The following is a 20,329-nucleotide window of genomic DNA, read 5'->3' as shown; positions in this document are numbered from 1 at the left end:
TTATCAGAAATACTAATTTACTCCCAAGTCCCGGAGGAACGAAATATTGTTAGAATCTTCTCCCCATGAAGAATGAGTGCCGAGGGTACGAAACAGTATTTACATCCTATAGGACTTAAGCCCTGATTGAAGGTTTAATTTCTACCGGCATTGCAGCCCTAACGGGCCTTTTTACTTCAACAGTATTAAGTCTATGTAGCTGGTAACCAGTAATCGGGAATGCGGCTTGAGCGTAAAAAGAACAGTGTTATGGTTTTAACAGACAATAATGATTTTTTATAGGAGTAGAGGGGGCTACTTAAGGGACGGTTGTTATCAAGATATAAAAAAGGCTTGAATCTCAAATATCATTTCGATTCAAGCCTTTTATGAAAAATCAATTGTTTTCAATTAAAATCTCCATCCAAGAGTTACCGCTAATTGGTGATCAGTTGAGGTGATTTTTGCTGGATATTGACTTTCATCTGAAACGTGCGGGGCATAATATAATGAGTTGATGTATGAAATGTTTCTATAAAGATAAGAAATATCAATGCTCATATTTTGATGCATGAAACCAATACCGCCTGTTATATCATATTTTTCATTTTCAAAATCAAACTTTTCAGATGTTCCATCTTCTTTGTTGATGATTAATTGGTTTTTATATGGGGACTGAAAGCTGGCTGCACCTGCTCTTAATGCTATAGTTGGTAAGAGCTTATACTCAGCTCCAATTCTAATATTGTGCGTTGGTTTGTAAACATCCGATATTTGGTTGTTTAAATCTTCTAAAGCTGTGATATCATTAGTGACCGCCTGTTTGCTTTTAAAGTTCATATTCGCAAAATCGGTATATTCGTAATCTATGCTTATCAATCCCTTGGTTCCAAAAATATAGGCAAAACTACCGGTTGCCTGATATGGGGTACGAAAATTATAAGAGTAATCTCCATAATCTGACTCAAATTGGGTTTTTCCCTCTGTATTTTGATCAGCAAAACTTTTTGGGATATTTATTTCGGTCCAGTATTCTTCATTGATGGAGTAAAATGTTGGGGTTTTAAAGCTGGCTCCAATTCTAACGGAATTAATTGGTTTAAAAATGGCTCCCAGTTTTAGGTTAATTCCCGTTCCGTTAGTAGATAAATTTTCCGAAAATGAGTAGTTGTTTAGATAAGTCCACTGGTTTTCAGAGGGAGCAACTTCTTCATAGTGTTCATACTTCTTCTCATAATTCAAAGTTGCTAATGATAAGGTCCCCCCAAGAAGAAGTTTGTTACTGATGTTGATACCGTAGGTGATGTTAAAATCACCTGAATACCCGCTTTCATCAATTACTCTTCTCTGATTAAGACCATTATCAGGCCCCCACAATGGAGTACCGTTATCCAAATACTCGAAGGCATTGAAATATCCATTGTTTTCATCTTCCGAAACAGGGTCTAAAAGGAAAGCATTATATGCCAATTGTGTATAAAAAGGAGTTAGTCCCGAGTTGTTCGCTATATCCACAAACTCATCCAAAAAGGAGGATTGAATGTTGTTTCCTTGTATGAAGGTTTCTCTGTTATAATTCTGCGTTCGATTATATCCAATTGCAAAATGGGAGCTGACAACTCCCCGGTCGATTTCCCTCATCGATTTTAAGGTTCCAACATAGGAAATCTGGTTGACAGGGAAGCTGAATTTATCGCTACTAGCTGTATTGGAGCTATAACTAATGTTATCAGCGGCTCTGTCGTACCAGCTATCCGTCTGATTAAAAATGAGGGATGGCGTAAAAGAAAACTCGCTACTTCGATAGACTGCAATCCCTGCGGGGTTAATCGTTATGGCTGAATAATCCCCTCCAAGGGCACCCATCGCTCCACCCAGTGCAATGCTTCTGGCTGTTCCGGTAGGTTGGGTTAATGAATATTTAATAGCTTCGTCGATGGTTTGAGCCGTTACAAAGCTTGTGAATATAAAGGCTAAAAAGGTTGCTGTTAGTATTCTGTGTTTATTTAGTTTCATTTTGACAGGGTTTAAAAATTCCCATGCTTAGATCATATAAACATGGGAATTAGTTGTTAATTGAGGATGCATATTTTAACGTCTTCCACCGCGAACAGTACTTCCACTACTTGATCCACTGCTGCTTCTGGAAGAAGAGGACGAACGGCTGCTGCTACCAGAATATGAGCTGGAACTCCTGCTACTTGAGCTTGAACTATTGTAGCTTCTGGATGAAGAACTGCTGCTCCGGGAAGGTGTATAGCTCCGTGTTCTTACATTCGATCTTTGTTGTGTACTGCTTCCACTGTTGTATGTTCTGTTCTGAGTCCTTACACTCCGCTCGCTTGAAGAACTTCCCGATTTCAAATCCCGACTATTATTGTATGAACGGGTATTGCTATTTGAAGGACGAGTATAACTGCTGGTTCTGTTATAGGAAGGTTTCGATGCATTCTCAGGTTGACTGTAAGTCGGGGTAGAACTCCTTCTACTCCGGGTTTGAACTGTTCCTGTAGATGCACCACTTCCCTGGTAACGGCTTACACTGCGAGCGTTTCTGTCCTGGTTCTCAGATTTTAGGGTTGCTGATCCGCGAATCACTCTTTGCGTGTTTCTGTCAGAGTTAGTCACAGTGGTTGAACCATCAGAATTTCGAATTATCCGTGTGCCACTTGAAGTTGTGCGAACGGTACGTCCATCTTCTCTACCAGATCTCTTCAGGGTGTTGCTTCCGGACGAGGTGTTTGAATATCTTGTATTACTGCTCATGGAAGGTCTCAGCCCTTTATGTATGTTTTGTTGGTCTTTGTTTTGGCTGTAATATCCATGGTTGTAATATGGGTAGTGCCCATGGTGGTAATAATAAGGCCGGTGATAGTAATTGGGCCATCCGTATCCCCAGCTGAAATGAGAGTAGAATGGATCATAATAACCATATCCGTACCATGGATTGTTCCAATATGAGCTGTATCCAAAATAGAAATTGCTTCTCCATGGCGACCCATATCTGTTAAATCTAAACCGGTCATACATTGGATTGGTCCATGTTGGAACAGCATACGCATAATTGCCATCCACATAAACGTTCCAGTCAGGATCGTTAAAGTAAACAAACTGATCGTAAAGTGGAGACCAATAAGGGATTCGTGTGAATGGTCCATGGAAGCGAATCAGTCTTTCAGCATAATCGCGGTCCATTTCACTGCCATCAAACCCATCTACCCAATATCCGGTTTCGTCGTTGTAATAAATTAGTGTATCTACTTCTTGTTGTTCTTCGTTGGCTAGAACTGAGGCATATTTTTTCTGAATTTCAGAAAAGTCACGCATGTCTCTTTGTGCCCTGTCCTCATCGCTATTCTCATATTGGCGAATTTGACGGTTTTCTTCCTTTCTCAATTGCTTTTTTTCTTCATTTGCAATCTCAGGTACCGGGGCAAAAGCTTGTTCCTTGTTATTCTGGGTCAAATCCGGTGCATAGTAAATATCGTCGTAATATACTCCGGTTGATGCCATCCGGCTGGAGGTAGAACATCCACCTGCCACTATCAGCAAAACAGCTGTTGTTGTGATTAATATTAACTTTTTCATAAGGCATCCTCCTGTTAATTTCTTATAGATAATGAAGCAAAATTTGTACCAAAAGGTAAGTTTTTTGCTGAGATGTTAAAAAATGTTTTTAGGATGTTATTTTTATACATGTTTTTCTTTATTAATAACAATAACCGCGCCATTAGTAGTGTTTTTGCTTCTTGTTGTTTAGGGTTTTAAAAAATTACCTTCTTATACTCGATTATTCAGATAATGTAAGGTTCTTCTAAATTAGAACATCAAAATCACAAAAAGTTTACCCATTTTTATTAATTTCGTGGCGCTTTCCGGGTGTCAGGATGTTATTGGTTTCATTACCAGAGGTCTGAGGTGAATATAATCCGGAAATAATTTTGATGTTTAACAGTTTTTTTAAGATTGACTTTCTCTCAATGTTAAAAGAGATAATACCCGGCCGGTCTTAATAGTTTGACGTTGGCTGATAATCTAACTTCTAAAGGATAAAAGTACATCATGGCAAAAGTTTTGACCCCGAGAAGCGAAAGTTATGCGCAGTGGTATAATGATTTGGTGATAAAGGCCGGACTTGCCGAAAATTCTGCGGTCCGCGGGTGTATGGTTATTAAACCGTACGGTTATGCAATTTGGGAAAAGATGCAGCGTGTATTGGATGACATGTTCAAAGAGACAGGTCACCAAAATGCTTATTTCCCTCTTTTTATTCCCAAATCATTTTTTAGTAAAGAGGCGGATCATGTTGAAGGGTTTGCCAAAGAATGTGCTGTGGTAACCCACTATCGTTTGAAAAATAATCCCGATGGGAATGGGGTCGTCGTTGATCCTGAAGCCAAACTGGAAGAGGAGTATATTGTGCGACCAACTTCCGAAACCATCATATGGAATACCTACAAGGACTGGATACAATCTTACCGTGATTTGCCTATTAAAGTAAATCAGTGGGCTAATGTGGTGCGTTGGGAGATGCGCACACGTCTTTTTTTGCGTACAGCTGAATTTTTATGGCAGGAAGGACATACAGCCCATGCAACCCGAGAAGAAGCGATTGAGGAAACCGAGACTATGCTGAAAGTATATGCTAAGTTTGCGGAAAACTTTATGGCGATGCCGGTAATTCAGGGATACAAAACTGCCAGTGAGCGTTTTGCCGGTGCTGTTGAAACACTGACTATTGAGGCTTTGATGCAGGATGGAAAAGCATTGCAGTCAGGTACATCTCACTTTTTAGGGCAGAATTTTGCGAAAGTATTCGACGTGAAATATGCCAGCAAAGAAGGGCATGAAGAATATGTTTGGGCTACTTCCTGGGGTGTTTCTACGAGGTTGATGGGGGCCTTAATTATGTGTCACTCTGATGACAATGGATTGGTGTTGCCACCAAAATTGGCCCCGATACAGGTTGTAATTGTGCCTATCTACAGGAAGGAAGAAGAACTGAAGCAAATTGTTGAGAAGGCCGATGAGATCGCCGCTGAACTCAAGAAACTTGGTGTTTCGGTAAAAGTAGACGACGATGATAAGCATAAACCGGGATGGAAGTTTGCTCAATATGAGCTCCAGGGTGTTCCTTTGCGTTTGGCAATAGGTCCACGTGACCTGAAAAACGGAACTGTTGAGTTGGCTCGCCGCGATACACTTACCAAAGAGGTGATTTCTGCAGAAGGCATTGAAAAACACATCAGCAAATTGCTGGATGATATTCAGGAGAGCATTTACAACAGAGCCATCTCTTATCGTGAGGAGAATACCAGAACCGTTGAATCCTATGACGAGTTTAAGAAAGTACTGGACGAAAAGGGTGGATTTATAATGGCCCATTGGGACGGCACCGAAGAAACAGAAGAAAAAATAAAACAGGAAACCAAAGCGACTATTCGTTGTCTGCCTATTGACGGGCCCATTGAACCCGGAAAATGCATGGTAACCGGCAAGCCATCTGAAAGAAGAGTGGTTTTTGCAAGAGCTTATTAATGGTTTCACCATAAGTTTTTAGATTAAGCCTGAGCATTTTTTGTTCAGGCTTTTTTCATTTCATATGATCATCCTCACCCTTTCTTTTCTCTTATTTTTTCTATCTTGCAAAATCATAATAAAACATAAAATCATATGACTTCTATAACTGACCGATTTATCAAGTATATCAAGTTTGATACCCAGTCTGATCCTAATACTGGTTTAACTCCAAGTACGCCCGGGCAGATGATCTTCTCTCAGGCATTGATTGAAGAATTAAAAGAGATTGGGCTTCAGGATGTTGATCTGGATGACAATGGCTATGTGATGGCTACGTTGCCATCGAATATTGATGAAGACACCCCTGTGGTAGGTTTTATAGCCCATGTGGATACCAGTCCGGACTTTTCAGGAAAGAATGTTTCTCCAAATATTGTGGAGAATTATGATGGAGGCGAGATAGAGCTTGATGCTGAAAATAATATAGTTCTCAAACCATCTGAATTTCCTGAGTTAAAAAACTATGTAGGCCAAACCATTATTACAACCGATGGTAAAACTCTTTTGGGCGCTGATGACAAAGCCGGAGTGACTGCTATTGTCTCTGCAATGGAATATTTGATTAAGCATCCGGAAATAAAGCACGGCAAAATCCGTGTTGGATTTACACCGGATGAGGAAATCGGAGAAGGGGCTGACCTTTTTGATGTTAAAAAATTTGGGGCTGATTTTGCTTATACCATTGATGGCGGCGAAATAGGGGAACTGGAGTTTGAAAATTTCAATGCTGCCCTGGCCAAAGTGGTAGCACATGGTCGCAATGTTCATCCAGGGTATGCCAGAAATAAGATGCGTAACTCTATTAGGATAGCTAACCAATTGGTCGCGATGTTACCCCGGCATGAGACACCCGAGCATTCCGACGGATATGAAGGATTTTACCACCTTATGTCCTTTAATGGAGATGTTGAAAAGACCGAAATGCAGTTTATCATTCGTGACTTTAAAAAAGATCGTTTCGAAGACCGGAAAAAAGAAATGGAACATTTGGTAAACAAGGTGAATAAAGAGTTTGGAAGTGGTACCATGGAGCTTGAAATAAAAGATCAATATTACAATATGCGCCAGAAGATAGAACCTGTTATGCATATTGTGGATTTGGCGGAGCAGGCTATGAAAGATGTTGGCGTTGAACCTAATATAAAACCCATTCGCGGAGGCACCGATGGTGCCAGACTGGCTTATATGGGGTTGCCTACACCAAATATTTTTGCAGGAGGCCATAATTTTCATGGCCGCTTTGAGTTTCTCCCTGTTCCATCAATGCAAAAAGCCATGGAAGTTGTTTTGCAGATCTCACAGTTGGTACCTTCGGTTAAAAAGTCGTAACTTTAGGTATTATGAAGAGATTAATATTAGTCAGGCACGCAAAAACGCAACCATTGACAGAGGCGGAAAGTGATTTTGACCGCAAACTTAAAAAGAGGGGACGTAAGGATATTCGCTTAATATCAGACCATCTGATTGGAAATAATAAGATACCTGAGATTATTATTTCCAGTCCTGCTGTACGAGCTATGCAAACGGCCAAAATTTTGGCTGGTGCTTTTAGTATTCCTGAATCAAAAATTGTTCAGGTTCCTGGAATATATGATGGCCTTACGCATGAGGAGTTGGTGACGCATGTAAATCAGGCAGGCATAGCAAGTCAATCGGTAATGGTCGTTGGACATAATCCCGATATTGCGACTATGGCCATGAAGTTATCGGGTGATGATTTCTTTCATTTCCCTACTGCTGCTACTGCTGTCATTGCTTTTTCAGTGAGTGAATGGGACGAAATAAAACCACATTCCGGTAGGACAGAACTATTTGTTTATCCTAAGGAGTTGAAAAGCAAGAAGGATTAATACTCTGTTTTATCAAGCAGCTACCAAATATAGTGGTAAATGATATGATGAAGAAGCATAGGGACATACGGTTTGTAAAGCGTATGTCCCTTTTTTATTGCCTTAGTAGTTTTTTGGTTAAAACCCCGGGCGAAATAAGGAATTTTGGTAACAGGTCTGTACGACTGGCCCTTGCAGGACAAATGTCTATACCTCCCCGTCGGGTATAAATACAGGTAACCATTAGCTCCTGGGGAGAAAAGATATCCATTAGTCGCTTGTAAATCATTTCACATATTTCTTCATGAAAATGATTCTCATTTCGAACTGAAACGATGTACTTAAGAAGACTAATCTTGTCAGGAATCTGATTTCCCTTTAAATGTATGTAGGCACTTCCCCAGTCGGGCTGATGGGTCACCTTGCAGTTGCTTCTCAAAAGATGTGTGGCTACTTTTATTGTCTTTTTCAAATCTTCCGATTGAGCTAAAAGCTCGGGTGTTTCAGTATAATTCTTAAAGTCTGAGGATACCGCGACCTCTGAATTTTCAAGTATTTCAAAGTCGTCAAAATCAAAATGACTTTGAGATTCATCTCCTTGAAAAAAATGGGTGGTAACATTGGTCTTTAATGTCTGATTCAAATCATAGCGAATAGTACTTAAGACTATTTCCAGTCCTTCGGCCGGTGTTTTTCCATATCGTTCCATGTTAAACGAATTGAGGTAGAGCTTAAACGACTTACTCTCAACAAGGAAAGTGCTGTCGGAAGGGTATACCAGTTTTAGCAGGCCTACCACCGGCAAACCTTTCTCAGTCAAAAAACTTAGTTCGTAAGCGTGCCAGGTATCGTAACCAGTAAAAGGGAGATTGTTTTCTTTTATATTGTAATCTTTTCGGTTAAGGTGGCGGGGTACGGGAATTAATATCTCCGGACTGTATTTTTGCGGGTAACTCGTAACTTTACCCAGGTATTTATCTTCATTCATGATTTTTGTTTTTCGGCCTTTTGTGCTGGGGCAGTAGTTGTGATATGGGCGAAATTAAATTTTTTAGACGCCGGCCTTTGGGCCAAATAAATCAATGTGAAGACGTGGGGCATACCTCCATCCATTTTTTATGGCCATTTCCAGTACCATTTTAGAGGTCAAAGCCAGTTCTTCTTTTGTAGCTCCCAGTGGCATCAGCATAACATCAGTGGGGGGTAAGTCATTTAAAGGGGCAATAAATTCCTCTTTGATTTCCTGATGGTCATCGTGCTTACCAACCACAAATTTTAATTGCATTTCTTTGCCGTTATCCTTACAGTAAGCAATAAATTTCTGCAACACTGCAATGTTTTTTCTTTTTTGAGGATGGTAATTCAGGGGGCCTGATTGTTTAAGTTCGTAATGGTCAAGTTTTCCCGGATTGGGATCGGAGTTTGATAACTTGGGTGAAATGCTGAATAAATCAATGTATTTGGCAACATCTTCAGCGAAAATGGTTCCGTTTGTTTCAATTGATAAATGAAGCCGGAGTTCTTCTTTTAATCTTCCGGCTAAAGTTGAAAGAGCCTTATGCTGAAGCATTGGTTCACCACCGGTCAATACAACGTGTTTAAGGTCGCCAATATTGTTTTTTACCAAATTGAAAACAGCCTCAGTATCAAGTTGCAGATCCTGCTCAGCTTCAAAAGATGCGTAAGGGGTGTCGCAGCGGCACAAGGAGCCATCGGGCAATTCCCACATGCACCTCAGATTGCAGCTGGCCAGGCGGATGAATAAGGAGGGGACCCCTGCCAATTTCCCCTCACCCTGTATGGTGCCCGAGATAGACAATCCTGTCGCTGGACAATCCTTTAGAGCTTGTCCGTTTTGATCTTTTGTGATGGGGAATACGCCTTCGTTGGCCAGAACTAGCTTGCTCATTCCAGTGTAGTGCAATTTATGTTTGTTTTCTCAGATGTTAATTGAATGGATTATACTAACGCTTTGTCCACAACGCCGGCATCTTCAAATGCTTTGGCCCGAAGCAAACAGCTATCGCAGGTTCCACAGGGTTTTGTTCCTCCTCGATAGCAACTCCAGGTCAATTCGAAGGGAACACCCAGCTCTTTTCCCATTTGAATCTCTTCTGATTTTGTTTTGTGAATAAAAGGAGCATGTATGCGGATGGGAATGTTTTGTTCGGCACCCATTACGGTCCCTTTGTTTACTGCATTTTCCATGGCTTCAATGAATTCTTCGCGGCAGTCTACATAGCCTGAATAATCTACCTGGCTGACTCCAATGAAAATGTCCTGTGCTTTAACGGCCTCGGCAAAAGAAGCTGCAACAGACAAAAATACCATATTCCTGGCCGGGACATATGTAACAGGTATATCCTCTCGATTTACATTCCCGTCTTCAACCTGCATGGTTGAATCGGTTAGTGAGGAGCCACCCCACTGGTCAAGTCTGAGCGAAACAACCTGGTGCGAAACAACACCTGCCTCCTGGGCCAAGCTTTTTGCGGCTTTTAGTTCCCGGCTGTGGCGTTGTCCGTAATCAAAAGAAAGGGCATGAACCTCATAGCCCTGAGATTTTACCATATAAAGGGTTACTGCACTGTCGAGTCCCCCCGAAAGTAAAACAACAGCTTTTTTCATAACTATTACTAAGTGATTTATGAAACAGCTATAATTTCTGTCTTTAAAAAAACTACGGGGAGATGGTAATGCATTGAAGAAAATCCGAGAGGACAGGCAACCGTAAAAGGAGAGTTTAGCGGTTTTCCGATCGATTGTCCGGCATTTCTGCGCACGTTTTCCATGGCCCATAGTTTTTTTTACAGACAGGATGGTTTCGAACTGTCTCTGAATTTGGATACAAAGATACGAAATAATGACATGGGAAGTTTATGGTTCCACACAAAATGTGCATTTTTGCATCTGATTTTTATCAGAAAAGTGATTTAAAGTGAAGGAAAGATTAGTAGTTATTGTTTTTCTTTTGATGGGATGTTTCCTTTCAACCCGTGCCCAGTTTACACCTGTTTCGGAAGTTGGTTTGCCACCCAATCAAAAGCATCTTACGGTATTGTATCACCACGGAATTGTTATTCCGCATCATGCCAATATGATTTATTTTATTGATGACTTTTCGCGTGGATTTGAGGTGAATTATGGATTGTGGCGATTTGACCGCGAAGGTTGGCAGCAATTTTACAATTATCCCGAAGTCGGAATTGGGTTTTTCTACAACTCTTATGGAAATCCGGATATTTACGGGCAGGGAATGGCCCTCTATCCGTATCTGCATTTTCCGATTGTTCGCACCCCTCGGTTTACATTGAAGAATAAAGTTGCATTGGGGCTGGGATATACCAATAACCCTTTTGAACCTGATAATAATCCATGGAATCAGATATTTGGCGCAAGGCTGAATGCCTATGTTGGCTTTGGCCTTTATTCCGGATTCCGCATCCTGGATAACTGGTCAATATACGGGTCGGCTTCCCTGAATCACATGTCAAACGGAGCCATAAGAAAACCCAATAATGGAATTAATACGCTTACATTCAGCTTAGGCACACGCTATCATTTTCTGGACGATGAATTGCCTCAGCTCAGGAAACATGATGCCCCGAAGGTGAATAACAGGGATATCCAGATATTTGCCAGTTTTGGCCGGAGCCAGGCCAACGATTATAACTTTAATATTTACAATTCAGGTAGTTTGAGTATTAATCATTTATGGTATAAATCGGTGAAATCAGCATGGAGTGCCGGGGTTGATGCTATATATTTTGGAGCTGCCCCATATGCTTATCCCGAGAATAAAGAGTATGTACAACACATTGACCGTATGTTTTACGGTGTTTTTGGGGGCCGGCACTGGATAATGGGTGAAACTTCATTGTTTGTGCAAATGGGGGTTTATGTGTATTCAAAGATTGATCCCCCGCAACCGGTGTATCCGCGACTGGGGATTCGTCATAATATTACCGATCGTCTGGTGGCCAACTTTAGTGTCAAAGCAAGTTTTTTCCGTTCGGAATTTATGGAGTTTGGAATAGGTTATCGTATTCCGTATAAAGAAAATTCGTTATGAGAAAGTATTTAAATTGTTTGACGATCATATTCTCTGCATTCCTGTTGTTTGGTTGCGATTATACTGACGCGTTGCTGAAAGACGGAAAGCCTGTTCAGAAGGAAGTATTGCTTAATAATTTTGAGTCCGTTGATATAGAAACCTCTGTCAGGTTAGTGCTGACCAATGATACCACTAATATTGCAGTCATTGAGGGGCTTGATTTTATTGTACCTCGCCTGGATTTGAATCAGGAGAACAATGTGTTGATTATTGACTCTGAGGGAATGATTGGGTTTCGCGAGAAACAGATGCCAATTTTAAAACTTGGGGTAAGAAATATAAAAAGAATTACTTCAAATTTTCCAGCTAAAATTACATCTGAAGATACATTGGATTTTGAAAACCTAAGAATTGTAATAAATGGCAGGGGTACTTTTACTGAATGTAATTTGAATGTGGATGCAGGTACCTTGTCATTATCGGCTTACGGAAGTAATGTGGGAAATCATGTTTTTAAGGGGAAGGCACAAAAATTTAACGTAGTATCCGAGGGGCTTACCTCTGTTGATGCCTTTGACCTTGACGCCGGTGACGTAACGTATGTTCAGAAATCTGTTAATACCAGTTGCGTAAGAGCTATTAATAATTTATCGGTAAGAATGTTCTCTTCCGGTGATCTTTACTATTCCGGAAATCCTGAGACCAACATCACAATGGGGGAGCCACTTTACGAAGTTGAACTCGGAAAAGTTATCCACCTTTCTGAATAAAAAAAATTCAGTGAGTATGGTGCCGGGATTTTATGATGTGATTTAATTGTAGAGAAATACCTTTTATTTTGTTGGTTCAATTCCTGCAATATCTTCCAGTTCAATTTGCCTGGTAAGAAGATCTGAAAGGGTTGTTGATTTGAAATAGTTTAAAATCAAATCATTTAGTCCTTGCCAGAACTGTTTGGATGAACAGAAATTCTCCCTCTCGCACTGGTAATTCAAATCAATGCAATCAATAACACATATGCCACGCTCAAAGGCATTGTTAATATCAAGAATAGTGATTTCATTGGCTGGACGGGTTAAAATATAACCGCTTTTCTTGCCTTTTACATTGGTAATAAGGCCAGCTACTTTAAGCGCATAGATGATGTGATCAAGGTATTTATTGGAGAGGTCCTGTCGTTCTGAAATTTCCTTTTGAAATATACCTTTTTCGGCAGTTTCTCGTGCAATCTCAATCATTGCTCTCAGGCCGTATCGTGTCTTTGTGTTGAACTTCAAGGTTGGTTGAATTTTAGTCGTTGTCTATTGTCAGGCCAAAATTAATAAAAACTTCTTTGTTTACTTTTACCATGCCCATAAATTTGGTGGGTGGTTCCAGTCCGAAATCTTTTAAATCAATATTGACTTTTCCTTGAAGGTGTATCCCGCTTTTTCTACACTCGTATATCTCGCCGGGGATTTTATAGGTTTTGGTTTCCCCTGCCAGACCTACCTCTATCTTAGGTATTACTGTTTGCGGACTTCCCGCTGGAAGGCGTAGCTGTTCAAAAAATATCGTAATGTTAATGTAAGGATATTCCTCTGCTTTAATGAATTCGAGGAAATCCTTATACATCATGGGGTTAGAAGGCTTGAAATCGTGTGCAGGTATTTTAAGTGCTAATTTTTGTCCCGAGGATGGTTCTTTGTTAGCAAGGATTTTTTGATCGTTCAGCCGTTGTTCAAAGTGGAAATGATTAATATTGGTTGATCCGTTGATTTTTATGTAATCATCACATTGTTTGGCGTCAATAATGTAGTGGTGCGGTGAGCTTTTCTCAGGCATTGGCTGTGCCGGGACTTTAAAAGGAAAGAAGAATAAAAGAACCACTGTCGCAAAAAGGATATAGAAAGACCCTGTGTCGCTCATTTTTGCTTTGAATCTGAAAAAAAAGCAAGAAATGAAAACATTTTCTAAAGGGGCTTTTTGCGACAGTGGTTCCATTGTTTGGCTTTTTGTTGGTTATTCTAACAAACGCCTGTTATTTTCTTTTCAGAAATTTTCAGTGTTTAGAAACTGATAGCAGCCTCCAACATCAATCCGCTGAATTTTCCTTCATTCAAAATATCGTCTGAAGGAAATCCATCATAAGTCTGATTTACATATTCCAGCTTTGCAAGAATGTTTTTGGTCATAAACCATCCACCACCAAGTTGTAAACGGCTGATGTCAACATCCTCTCCTGAGGCTAGTTCTCCTGAAACTGTGTTGTAGCGGGTACCGATGTAGAAGTTTTCGTTTTTTCCAAAGCGGTACAATAGTTCACCTGCAATTTGATTAAAGCTTCTTGACTCAGTGCCTTCGCCTGATTTACCTGAAGCGTTCTCGTAAACACCAAAGAACTCAAGGCCTTTGTATTTAAAGAAGGGGTTAATCATCAGAGAAGTAAGTTCACCGCTGAAACCAGGGTTAAATCGTCCTGAGCGGAAATCTGAGGAAGCACGGGCTTCTGTGTTTTCCATTACGTAATAGTAACGCGAACCAGCTCTGTCCCCTGAGTACAAATAAATTCTGTTGGCTTTGCCGGTTGAATAGATTGAACCTGTTAAGCGAAGACGGAAATCCTCACTCAGCTGATCATCGAACCCTAACTTGGCAACAAAAGAAGCTTTTGTCGATCCTGGATTTGTTACAGACTGGTTAAGTTTGCCGTTTGTTAAACCAACCATGCTGATAAAGCCATTTTTACGGAAATAAACTTCTCCGCCCACTTCTGTTGTGAAACCATCCATGATGAGATTTCCAACAAAAGGATTGTACATGGCTTGGGCATTATCAGTTCTTCTGAAATGAGCATCACCATAGTTGTTCTCCATGTGGCCAATGCGGAGGGTTACATTTCTCATTAAATCTTCCATGAAGCCTTCACGAATGAAGTCCAGTTTGTCGATTTGGAAATATCCGCCTTTCACGTAGGTTTCAGTGTGGTGACGAGAGGAGAGATATGTTCTCAGGTGCATTCTTACTCCGTCGTAAAGCGCTACATCCAAATCCAGATTAGCGGTGGCGAGATTGAAATTATCGCCAATCTCGATCAATTCCACGCTTCCTGAGTTTTCATGATCAAGTGCTTGAAACTGAAGAGTTGATGAGCCACCAATTCTGACTTTAACACCGTCAAATTCAGTGACAGTATCTTTGGGGGCTTCAAAAACATTGATTCCACGCTTGTCAGGAAAGCGGTAATAATTCAAATCCCTGTCACCCTGGGCTTGTGCGTTTAATCCCAATGCAGCCAGCATCAGGACAACAAAGTATTGAAATACATTTTTCATATTTAATAGATCTTTTGTGTGAGACATATTCAGAGACAATTGCTCTTTATCAAAAAACTCAGTGTAATTATGGTTTCAGATTCATTTTAAATTTAACGTTTACCAAATCATCGGTTTTTATAGTGCCAAACATTGCTTTGGGTGGCTTCATTCCGAAATCAGTCATATTTAGTTCGGATTCACCGTTGATGGTTAGTTGTTTCTCATGTGTGAGTGAGTAATTTACCGTTACCTCCACTGTTTTGATTTCGCCGGCAATACTGAGCGTGCCTTTAAGCGTGACTTGTTCTCCATTGGCGACCTCCATTGGTGCAGATCCTTTTTGCTTAAACAGAATCTCCGGATGATCTTCTGCATCCAGTGCATCGTGGGCTTTATTATCCATGATGGAGTTATCGCTGGAAAGATTATTTGCATCTCCCGAGAAAGCTGCCTTTTCAATGAAGGATTTTCCTTCTTCATTGGTTGTCAGTTGTGCGGTGGCTTCAAATTCTTTCAGCTCCATGTCCCAGTCATGTAACGACGATGTTCCGGAAACACCTACACTATTGTCGGTTCCCGATAGTTTTATGGTCTGTCCTTGCAGTAAAAAGGGGAACATCATCAGAAAGATGATCAGACCTGTTTTGATTGTTTTTTTAACCATGTTCAAATAAAATATTTAACTATTTATCCTATAGCAAAAGTAGTAAAAAAAGATAAATTAAAAATACTTTGAAATCTTTTTTAAAACTTTTTATGCTGTGATTTAAATTAGTTTTTATGGAAGTACTGGATATTCTGGCAGGGAAATGTCTTTTCAATTTGAAATTTCTTTTTCAAAAAAAACTTACTGCCGTAAAGTATAAGATATAAAGTTAACTTATTTTGAAAATATTGCTAAACTTTTTCATAGATCATTATATTTTGATGTTTAACTATTTAGATGTTATAACGACGGGATTCCAAAAAAGTTTTAAAAAACCATATTTATTTGATAATGAGTGTTTATGTATTTTGTAGTAGAGTTAATAGAGGAAAAATAGTTGAGTGGCTCATTCAAATCATCAAAACCCTGATTTTGCAGGGGAGGTGTTGCAACTATTTTTGGTGAGCAGTAAATTTCTTTGCTTGAGGTAATTGAATCTTAAATTCCAATGGGGATCATTTCCATTAAGGGTTGCAGTATATTAGAACTTTGTCGGAGATGGACCGGCGGAATGACCACCTTGAGGGCAAGAGGTAATATTTCAATATCAACATCTTTCCCAAATTCAACGGGTTCACCGTCAACATGTCCCAAAAGAGGAGTTGGGTGTTTGAGAGTTACTTTTCGAGCTTTTACTATTTTGTCATATTTACTCTTATCAATAGATTGATCCACCAGGCTGATTAAAAGAGCCGGTGCGGTATATTTGGGGAAATCTTTAATTAGACAAACGTCAATCAATCCGTCATCAATTCGTGCCTGGGGAGCAATGTGAAAATTGTTACCATATTGGCTTGAATTGGCAAAGCTGATAAGGAAGGCATCCAATTCCAATTTCTCTTCATCTATTTCAAGTGTGTAACGGTCTGACTTGTACTTTGGAAACTCCTTGGAAATAAGCTGCATATATGCCAGGGGGCCCCTTTTCTTTTTACCGGCAAAGCGGTGACTTATGTAGGCATCAAAACCAACACCGGCAACGTTAAGTGAGTAGTAATCGTTAAGTTTGATTACATCAATGGACTTAATCGTGCCTTTATTTATGACTTCCAGGGCTTTGTTAACTTTGAAGGGCATTTCAAGAAAACGTGCCAATCCATTGCCGGATCCGGTTGGTATAATGCCAAGTGCGGTTGAAGAGTGGATAAGTCCGCGGCCAACTTCGTTGACTGTTCCATCACCACCCACAGCAACCACAACGTCGTACTTTCCGGCAGCTTCCTGACTTAAAGTAAAAGCATGCCCTGGTCTTTCGGAGAAAACCACTTCAATATCCAGGCGCGTGTCATCAGTTTCTTTTCTGATGAGTTTTTCGAGGTCTTTCTGACGTCCAATTCCCGAAGCGGGATTAATGATATATAAAGCCGTTCTCTTCATGCTGTCAAATATGTTTTTATTATCGTTAGAGATTTTCTTAAGCCCTGCAAAATGGAAAACTACTTTACTTCAAACATGGGGTCAGGGTTACACGCTTTTGCTTTAATTTAAATCAATTTCTTTCGGGGGTAAAGATATACATATATTTTTTTGTGTGGATATATTAATTTAAATCTAATATTTTTATTTTCTTTGAATAAAAAAAGTGGAAACATTACTTCAGTTTGACCAGGATTTATTGTTAAGTCTTAATTCGCTTACAAGCCCCCTTTTTGATAATTTTTTCTGGGTAGTTACCAGTAAAAGCATATGGGTTCCCCTGTATGCCGTAATTTTGTATGTTATCTTTAAAAATCAGGGATTGAAGGGTTTTTTTACCATTATTGCTCTTGCCGTAATGGTGGCTCTGTGCGATCAGATCTCGACTAATATTTTTAAGGAGGGGTTTGAACGATTGCGACCTTCCCGAAATCCGGCTCTTGAGGGTGTGGTTGATTTAATAAACGGGAAAAGGGGCGGGAAGTATGGTTTTGTTTCATCACATGCCACCAATTCTTTTGGATTGGCTGTTTTCTCTCTTTTGTTATTTCGCTATCGTTGGTATTCAGCTTTTATTTTGATCTGGGCTTTATTGAATAGTTATTCACGCATCTATATGGGGGTTCATTACCCAGGGGATATTTTAGGCGGATTAATTTTAGGTTCCCTCATAGGGTGGTTTGTTTATTGGCTATATAAGCGTGTATCATCAAGGTTTATGCCGATTCAGGAAGATATTTTGCCCCTTTCGAGAGAAAGGGAATTCTCTTTTTCTTCTGTCTCACAAATAATATTTACAGGAATTTTGATAATTGTTGTTATATTTTTGTCAGCTAAGCTTTTAGTTGATTTAGTTTGATGTTTTGGGAGTTTGGTAATTGTTTGTTGTTGATTTTGAGGAAGTTTTGATTTGTGGATATGGGGAGTAATTTAATATTTGTTAAAACCTAATTTTTTGATGTTAAATCAGTTTTAAATCTGTCTTTTTTTCCTTAATTTTATATCACATCAATATCAATAACCTCTTAAACATTTCTGTTATGAGTACAACAACAATAACATTCAATCAACTCAGGAAGATCAAAGACAGTCTACCTGAAGGAAGCATGCGTAGTATTGCCGGCACGTTAAACCTCGACGTAGAAACAGTTCGTAATTACTTTGGAGGGGCCAACTACGATCGGGGTAGAAGTATAGGAATTCATTTGGAACAAGGCCCTGATGGGGGTATAGTTGAGTTGGACGATACTACCATTCTGGATATGGCCAATGAAATAATAGAAGGAAAGCGAGAAGTGCACTTAAGTAATTGATTGAATGACCTTGCCTTTTGTCGGTGGGGTTTTTTAATATCGCATTTTATGAAAAATGGCGTTGCCCGATTGGGTGACGCTTTTTTTTGTGCCCCATAGAGATTTTTAAAAGTAAAATCCTTTGGAAAATAATATTGAAACAGAAACGTTTGATTAATTATGCTAATTAGATTTATAGAAAAAATACTGATTATATTAGCATAAGTTTTTACTCGAATTAATTAATATTTCTGTTTGAACAGATTATTTCCAATTCTTTACCGACAATGAAAATTAATTTTTCTTTTTTGCGAAGTCTTGATTTTTGGGTTTTTATCGTTTCTTTGGCGGCCCTGCATGGTGTGTCTTTTCATGTAATGGATGTTACCACAGCTACAGATAATGTTGATTGCGTAACATATTTAGGATTAGCAGAGTTTGATTTTGACCAATACGTGGTTCGGAAATACCGGATTCTTGTTCCTTTTATTGCCTCCGGTTTAGACTTTCTGTTTGGAGGTATATTTGATTATTTGGCACCCTGGACGTTTAACGGTGATTTTTCGATGGGGATGAGTTTTCTGATTGTTAATAATCTTCTTTTTGCTCTTGCAGGTGTTTTTGTTTTTAGATATTTGTACAATTCCACAGGTCAGATGTTTGCCTCGTTTGTTGGGTTAATAAGTGTTTTGACTTGTCGATGGACAGGATATCTTGCCGGATTACCACTCGTTGATAGTCTTTACTTCCTGGTTTTGGTTATGGTATTGTTAGGCCTTAGAAACCGGAATTCCAGACTTATTCTATGGGCCATATTTCTAGGTCCATGGGCTAAAGAGTCCTTTATTTTTATAGCCCCTATAATTTTCTTTTATGCCCCTATAAAGAAGGAAAAACAAATTTTGTATTTTTTTATTTCAGGAATACTGGTTTTTGCCAGCCGCCTATTAATAGATTACAATTCCGGAGCTTCAACATTTGCTGCTCTTGAAGAAGATTTTGACCACTTTAATAACATTGCTGTTTCACTGGAGCGTTTATTTTCATTTCATGGTGTATATGAACTCTTTTCTGTGACTGGTTTTTGGGTGCTGTTATTAATTCCTGCTCTTTTGAGCAAGACTTTGAAGTCCCATTTACTTTCTCTGCATGGCTTTGAATGGTGGTATGTATTTTCCATATTGCTTCAGGCCGTTATTTCAACCGATCTGGCAAGGATGTTGTTCCTTTTAACACCTGTTTTAGCTCTCCTGTGGGGAAGAATTGTATCTGATTATTTTAATGGAGATTTACAGTTTGTAACGCAAGAACGTAAAAAGTATGAGTAAAACTCTTTCAATAGTTGTTCCGGCATACAATGAACAATCAACTATTTACAGGCTTTTGGAAAAAGTGGCAAATGTTGAATTCGCCTTCGATGTTTCAACGGAAATTCTTGTTATTGATGATGCGTCTACTGATGCTACAGAAGAAAAGATAAAAACTTTTCAAAAGTCTTATGGAGATTGCCAGTTGGTTTATCTGAAGCAATCCGTTAATAAAGGGAAAGGGGCCGCAATTAGAGAGGGGATTGCAAAAGCTTCAGGAGACTTTATCATAGTTCAGGATGCGGACTTGGAATACGATCCAAGAGAGTATAACGACTTATTACGGCCCTTTATGGAGGAAGTTGCTGATGTCGTTTACGGATCCCGTTTTCAAGGAAATAATCCCCATCGTATTTTGTTTTTCTGGCACTCAATTGGAAATAAGTTTTTAACGTCCTTGTCAAATGCGTTTACCAATTTGAATCTTACAGATATGGAGACTTGCTACAAAATGTTCAGAGCAGATCTGATAAAATCTATTGATTTAAAAGAAAATCGGTTTGGGTTTGAACCTGAAGTAACCGCTAAAATTGCGCGCATCCCCGGAATAAGGATATATGAAGTTGGAATTTCTTATTACGGTCGGACGTATGATGAAGGAAAGAAGATAAACTGGAAAGATGGATTAAAGGCTATTTACTGCATTATACGCTACAATTTGTTTCGATAGCGCATGATATTATAATAGATGTTTTATTTCACATTATCTCTTTGCGTTTTAGTAAAGGGCCAAAAATCAATTGTTTGAAGTTAAAGCTGTAATTGGGGTAAAGCTTATTTTTCAGTAAAATATGGTTTATCGCAGAGCCT

The 20,329-nt window shown here is 39.4% G+C and carries 19 protein-coding genes; 9 read left to right on the top strand and 10 right to left on the bottom strand.

All coding sequences use genetic code 11. The annotated features are described in order from the left end of the window. Positions 1 to 390: 390 nt before the first annotated feature. Together DDZ16_RS04170 and DDZ16_RS04165 are read right to left on the bottom strand one after the other, a co-directional pair. Complete coding sequence (locus DDZ16_RS04170; RefSeq protein ID WP_109263169.1) at positions 391 to 1,995, bottom strand: OmpP1/FadL family transporter; 1,605 nt, start codon at positions 1,993 to 1,995, stop codon at positions 391 to 393. Positions 1,996 to 2,070: 75 nt separating this feature from the next. Next, a complete protein-coding gene (locus tag DDZ16_RS04165; protein ID WP_109263168.1) occupies positions 2,071 to 3,567 on the bottom strand; it encodes a hypothetical protein in 1,497 nt (498 codons plus the stop codon). 474 nt (positions 3,568 to 4,041) lie between these two features. Between DDZ16_RS04165 and proS the strand changes: the two genes are divergently transcribed. The 3 genes from proS (at position 4,042) to DDZ16_RS04150 (ending at position 7,409) form a co-directional block, all read left to right on the top strand. Further along, complete coding sequence (gene proS / locus DDZ16_RS04160) at positions 4,042 to 5,517, top strand: proline--tRNA ligase (protein WP_109263167.1); 1,476 nt, start codon at positions 4,042 to 4,044, stop codon at positions 5,515 to 5,517. A gap of 135 nt (positions 5,518 to 5,652) precedes the next feature. Beyond that, the gene (gene pepT / locus DDZ16_RS04155; RefSeq protein ID WP_109263166.1) at positions 5,653 to 6,888 is read left to right on the top strand and encodes a peptidase T; all 1,236 of its coding nucleotides are present in this window, start codon (positions 5,653 to 5,655) and stop codon (positions 6,886 to 6,888) included. A gap of 11 nt (positions 6,889 to 6,899) precedes the next feature. Beyond that, positions 6,900 to 7,409, top strand: a complete 510-nt coding sequence (locus DDZ16_RS04150) for a SixA phosphatase family protein (RefSeq protein WP_109263165.1) — start codon at positions 6,900 to 6,902, stop codon at positions 7,407 to 7,409. Between the two features lie 94 nt (positions 7,410 to 7,503). Here DDZ16_RS04150 and DDZ16_RS04145 read toward each other — a convergent pair whose 3' ends face one another. From DDZ16_RS04145 to queC, 3 genes are all read right to left on the bottom strand, one after another. Beyond that, complete coding sequence (locus DDZ16_RS04145; RefSeq protein ID WP_109263164.1) at positions 7,504 to 8,376, bottom strand: NADPH-dependent 7-cyano-7-deazaguanine reductase QueF; 873 nt, start codon at positions 8,374 to 8,376, stop codon at positions 7,504 to 7,506. Between the two features lie 63 nt (positions 8,377 to 8,439). Next, entirely contained in the window at positions 8,440 to 9,297 is an 858-nt protein-coding gene (locus DDZ16_RS04140) for a 7-carboxy-7-deazaguanine synthase QueE (protein WP_109263163.1), read from the bottom strand. 50 nt (positions 9,298 to 9,347) lie between these two features. Beyond that, complete coding sequence (gene queC / locus DDZ16_RS04135; protein WP_109263162.1) at positions 9,348 to 10,016, bottom strand: 7-cyano-7-deazaguanine synthase QueC; 669 nt, start codon at positions 10,014 to 10,016, stop codon at positions 9,348 to 9,350. 310 nt (positions 10,017 to 10,326) lie between these two features. Between queC and DDZ16_RS04130 the strand changes: the two genes are divergently transcribed. Next, positions 10,327 to 11,460 carry an acyloxyacyl hydrolase gene (locus tag DDZ16_RS04130; RefSeq protein ID WP_232526547.1) on the top strand — a complete coding sequence of 378 codons (1,134 nt, stop codon included), beginning with the start codon at positions 10,327 to 10,329 and terminating at the stop codon, positions 11,458 to 11,460. Next, complete coding sequence (locus tag DDZ16_RS04125; RefSeq protein WP_109263161.1) at positions 11,457 to 12,212, top strand: GIN domain-containing protein; 756 nt, start codon at positions 11,457 to 11,459, stop codon at positions 12,210 to 12,212. Before DDZ16_RS04130 ends, DDZ16_RS04125 begins: the two co-directional genes overlap by 4 nt. 63 nt (positions 12,213 to 12,275) lie before the next feature. On the opposite strand, the gene DDZ16_RS04120 is transcribed toward DDZ16_RS04125, so the two are convergent. The 5 genes from DDZ16_RS04120 to DDZ16_RS04100 form a co-directional block, all read right to left on the bottom strand. Further along, complete coding sequence (locus DDZ16_RS04120) at positions 12,276 to 12,719, bottom strand: RrF2 family transcriptional regulator (protein WP_109263160.1); 444 nt, start codon at positions 12,717 to 12,719, stop codon at positions 12,276 to 12,278. Positions 12,720 to 12,732: 13 nt separating this feature from the next. Next, on the bottom strand, positions 12,733 to 13,425 hold the full coding sequence (locus DDZ16_RS04115) for a YceI family protein (protein ID WP_109263159.1): 693 nt from the start codon (positions 13,423 to 13,425) through the stop codon (positions 12,733 to 12,735). Between the two features lie 65 nt (positions 13,426 to 13,490). Beyond that, positions 13,491 to 14,756 (bottom strand): hypothetical protein, encoded by a 1,266-nt coding sequence (locus DDZ16_RS04110; protein ID WP_109263158.1) that lies wholly within the window; start codon positions 14,754 to 14,756, stop codon positions 13,491 to 13,493. A 67-nt stretch (positions 14,757 to 14,823) separates the two neighbouring features. Continuing rightward, entirely contained in the window at positions 14,824 to 15,402 is a 579-nt protein-coding gene (locus tag DDZ16_RS04105) for a YceI family protein (RefSeq protein WP_109263157.1), read from the bottom strand. Between the two features lie 480 nt (positions 15,403 to 15,882). Then, positions 15,883 to 16,821: a diacylglycerol/lipid kinase family protein gene (locus DDZ16_RS04100; protein ID WP_109263156.1), complete on the bottom strand. Its 939-nt coding sequence runs from the start codon at positions 16,819 to 16,821 to the stop codon at positions 15,883 to 15,885. Between the two features lie 205 nt (positions 16,822 to 17,026). Between DDZ16_RS04100 and DDZ16_RS04095 the strand changes: the two genes are divergently transcribed. The 4 genes from DDZ16_RS04095 (at position 17,027) to DDZ16_RS04080 (ending at position 20,189) form a co-directional block, all read left to right on the top strand. Beyond that, on the top strand, positions 17,027 to 17,719 hold the full coding sequence (locus DDZ16_RS04095) for a phosphatase PAP2 family protein (protein WP_109263155.1): 693 nt from the start codon (positions 17,027 to 17,029) through the stop codon (positions 17,717 to 17,719). A 181-nt stretch (positions 17,720 to 17,900) separates the two neighbouring features. After that, complete coding sequence (locus tag DDZ16_RS04090) at positions 17,901 to 18,173, top strand: DNA-binding protein (protein ID WP_109263154.1); 273 nt, start codon at positions 17,901 to 17,903, stop codon at positions 18,171 to 18,173. 266 nt (positions 18,174 to 18,439) lie between these two features. Further along, a complete protein-coding gene (locus DDZ16_RS04085; protein ID WP_109263153.1) occupies positions 18,440 to 19,480 on the top strand; it encodes a hypothetical protein in 1,041 nt (346 codons plus the stop codon). Next, entirely contained in the window at positions 19,473 to 20,189 is a 717-nt protein-coding gene (locus tag DDZ16_RS04080; RefSeq protein ID WP_109263152.1) for a glycosyltransferase family 2 protein, read from the top strand. Before DDZ16_RS04085 ends, DDZ16_RS04080 begins: the two co-directional genes overlap by 8 nt. Positions 20,190 to 20,329: the final 140 nt, after the last annotated feature.

The sequence above is a fragment of the Marinilabilia rubra genome (assembly GCF_003121985.1).
GTDB lineage: Bacteria > Bacteroidota > Bacteroidia > Bacteroidales > Marinilabiliaceae > Marinilabilia > Marinilabilia rubra.
This window is presented reverse-complemented; position numbering and strand designations above follow the sequence as displayed.

What these genes read in the sequence shown, in the direction of transcription:
- DDZ16_RS04170 (WP_109263169.1), bottom strand. Translation starts at nt 1,995, where the DNA reads ATGAAACTAAATAAACACAGAATACTAACAGCAACCTTTTTAGCCTTT.
- DDZ16_RS04165 (WP_109263168.1), bottom strand. Translation starts at nt 3,567, where the DNA reads ATGAAAAAGTTAATATTAATCACAACAACAGCTGTTTTGCTGATAGTG.
- proS (WP_109263167.1), top strand. Translation starts at nt 4,042, where the DNA reads ATGGCAAAAGTTTTGACCCCGAGAAGCGAAAGTTATGCGCAGTGGTAT.
- pepT (WP_109263166.1), top strand. Translation starts at nt 5,653, where the DNA reads ATGACTTCTATAACTGACCGATTTATCAAGTATATCAAGTTTGATACC.
- DDZ16_RS04150 (WP_109263165.1), top strand. Translation starts at nt 6,900, where the DNA reads ATGAAGAGATTAATATTAGTCAGGCACGCAAAAACGCAACCATTGACA.
- DDZ16_RS04145 (WP_109263164.1), bottom strand. Translation starts at nt 8,376, where the DNA reads ATGAATGAAGATAAATACCTGGGTAAAGTTACGAGTTACCCGCAAAAA.
- DDZ16_RS04140 (WP_109263163.1), bottom strand. Translation starts at nt 9,297, where the DNA reads ATGAGCAAGCTAGTTCTGGCCAACGAAGGCGTATTCCCCATCACAAAA.
- queC (WP_109263162.1), bottom strand. Translation starts at nt 10,016, where the DNA reads ATGAAAAAAGCTGTTGTTTTACTTTCGGGGGGACTCGACAGTGCAGTA.
- DDZ16_RS04125 (WP_109263161.1), top strand. Translation starts at nt 11,457, where the DNA reads ATGAGAAAGTATTTAAATTGTTTGACGATCATATTCTCTGCATTCCTG.
- DDZ16_RS04115 (WP_109263159.1), bottom strand. Translation starts at nt 13,425, where the DNA reads ATGGAACCACTGTCGCAAAAAGCCCCTTTAGAAAATGTTTTCATTTCT.
- DDZ16_RS04110 (WP_109263158.1), bottom strand. Translation starts at nt 14,756, where the DNA reads ATGAAAAATGTATTTCAATACTTTGTTGTCCTGATGCTGGCTGCATTG.
- DDZ16_RS04105 (WP_109263157.1), bottom strand. Translation starts at nt 15,402, where the DNA reads ATGGTTAAAAAAACAATCAAAACAGGTCTGATCATCTTTCTGATGATG.
- DDZ16_RS04100 (WP_109263156.1), bottom strand. Translation starts at nt 16,821, where the DNA reads ATGAAGAGAACGGCTTTATATATCATTAATCCCGCTTCGGGAATTGGA.
- DDZ16_RS04090 (WP_109263154.1), top strand. Translation starts at nt 17,901, where the DNA reads ATGAGTACAACAACAATAACATTCAATCAACTCAGGAAGATCAAAGAC.
- DDZ16_RS04085 (WP_109263153.1), top strand. Translation starts at nt 18,440, where the DNA reads ATGAAAATTAATTTTTCTTTTTTGCGAAGTCTTGATTTTTGGGTTTTT.
- DDZ16_RS04080 (WP_109263152.1), top strand. Translation starts at nt 19,473, where the DNA reads ATGAGTAAAACTCTTTCAATAGTTGTTCCGGCATACAATGAACAATCA.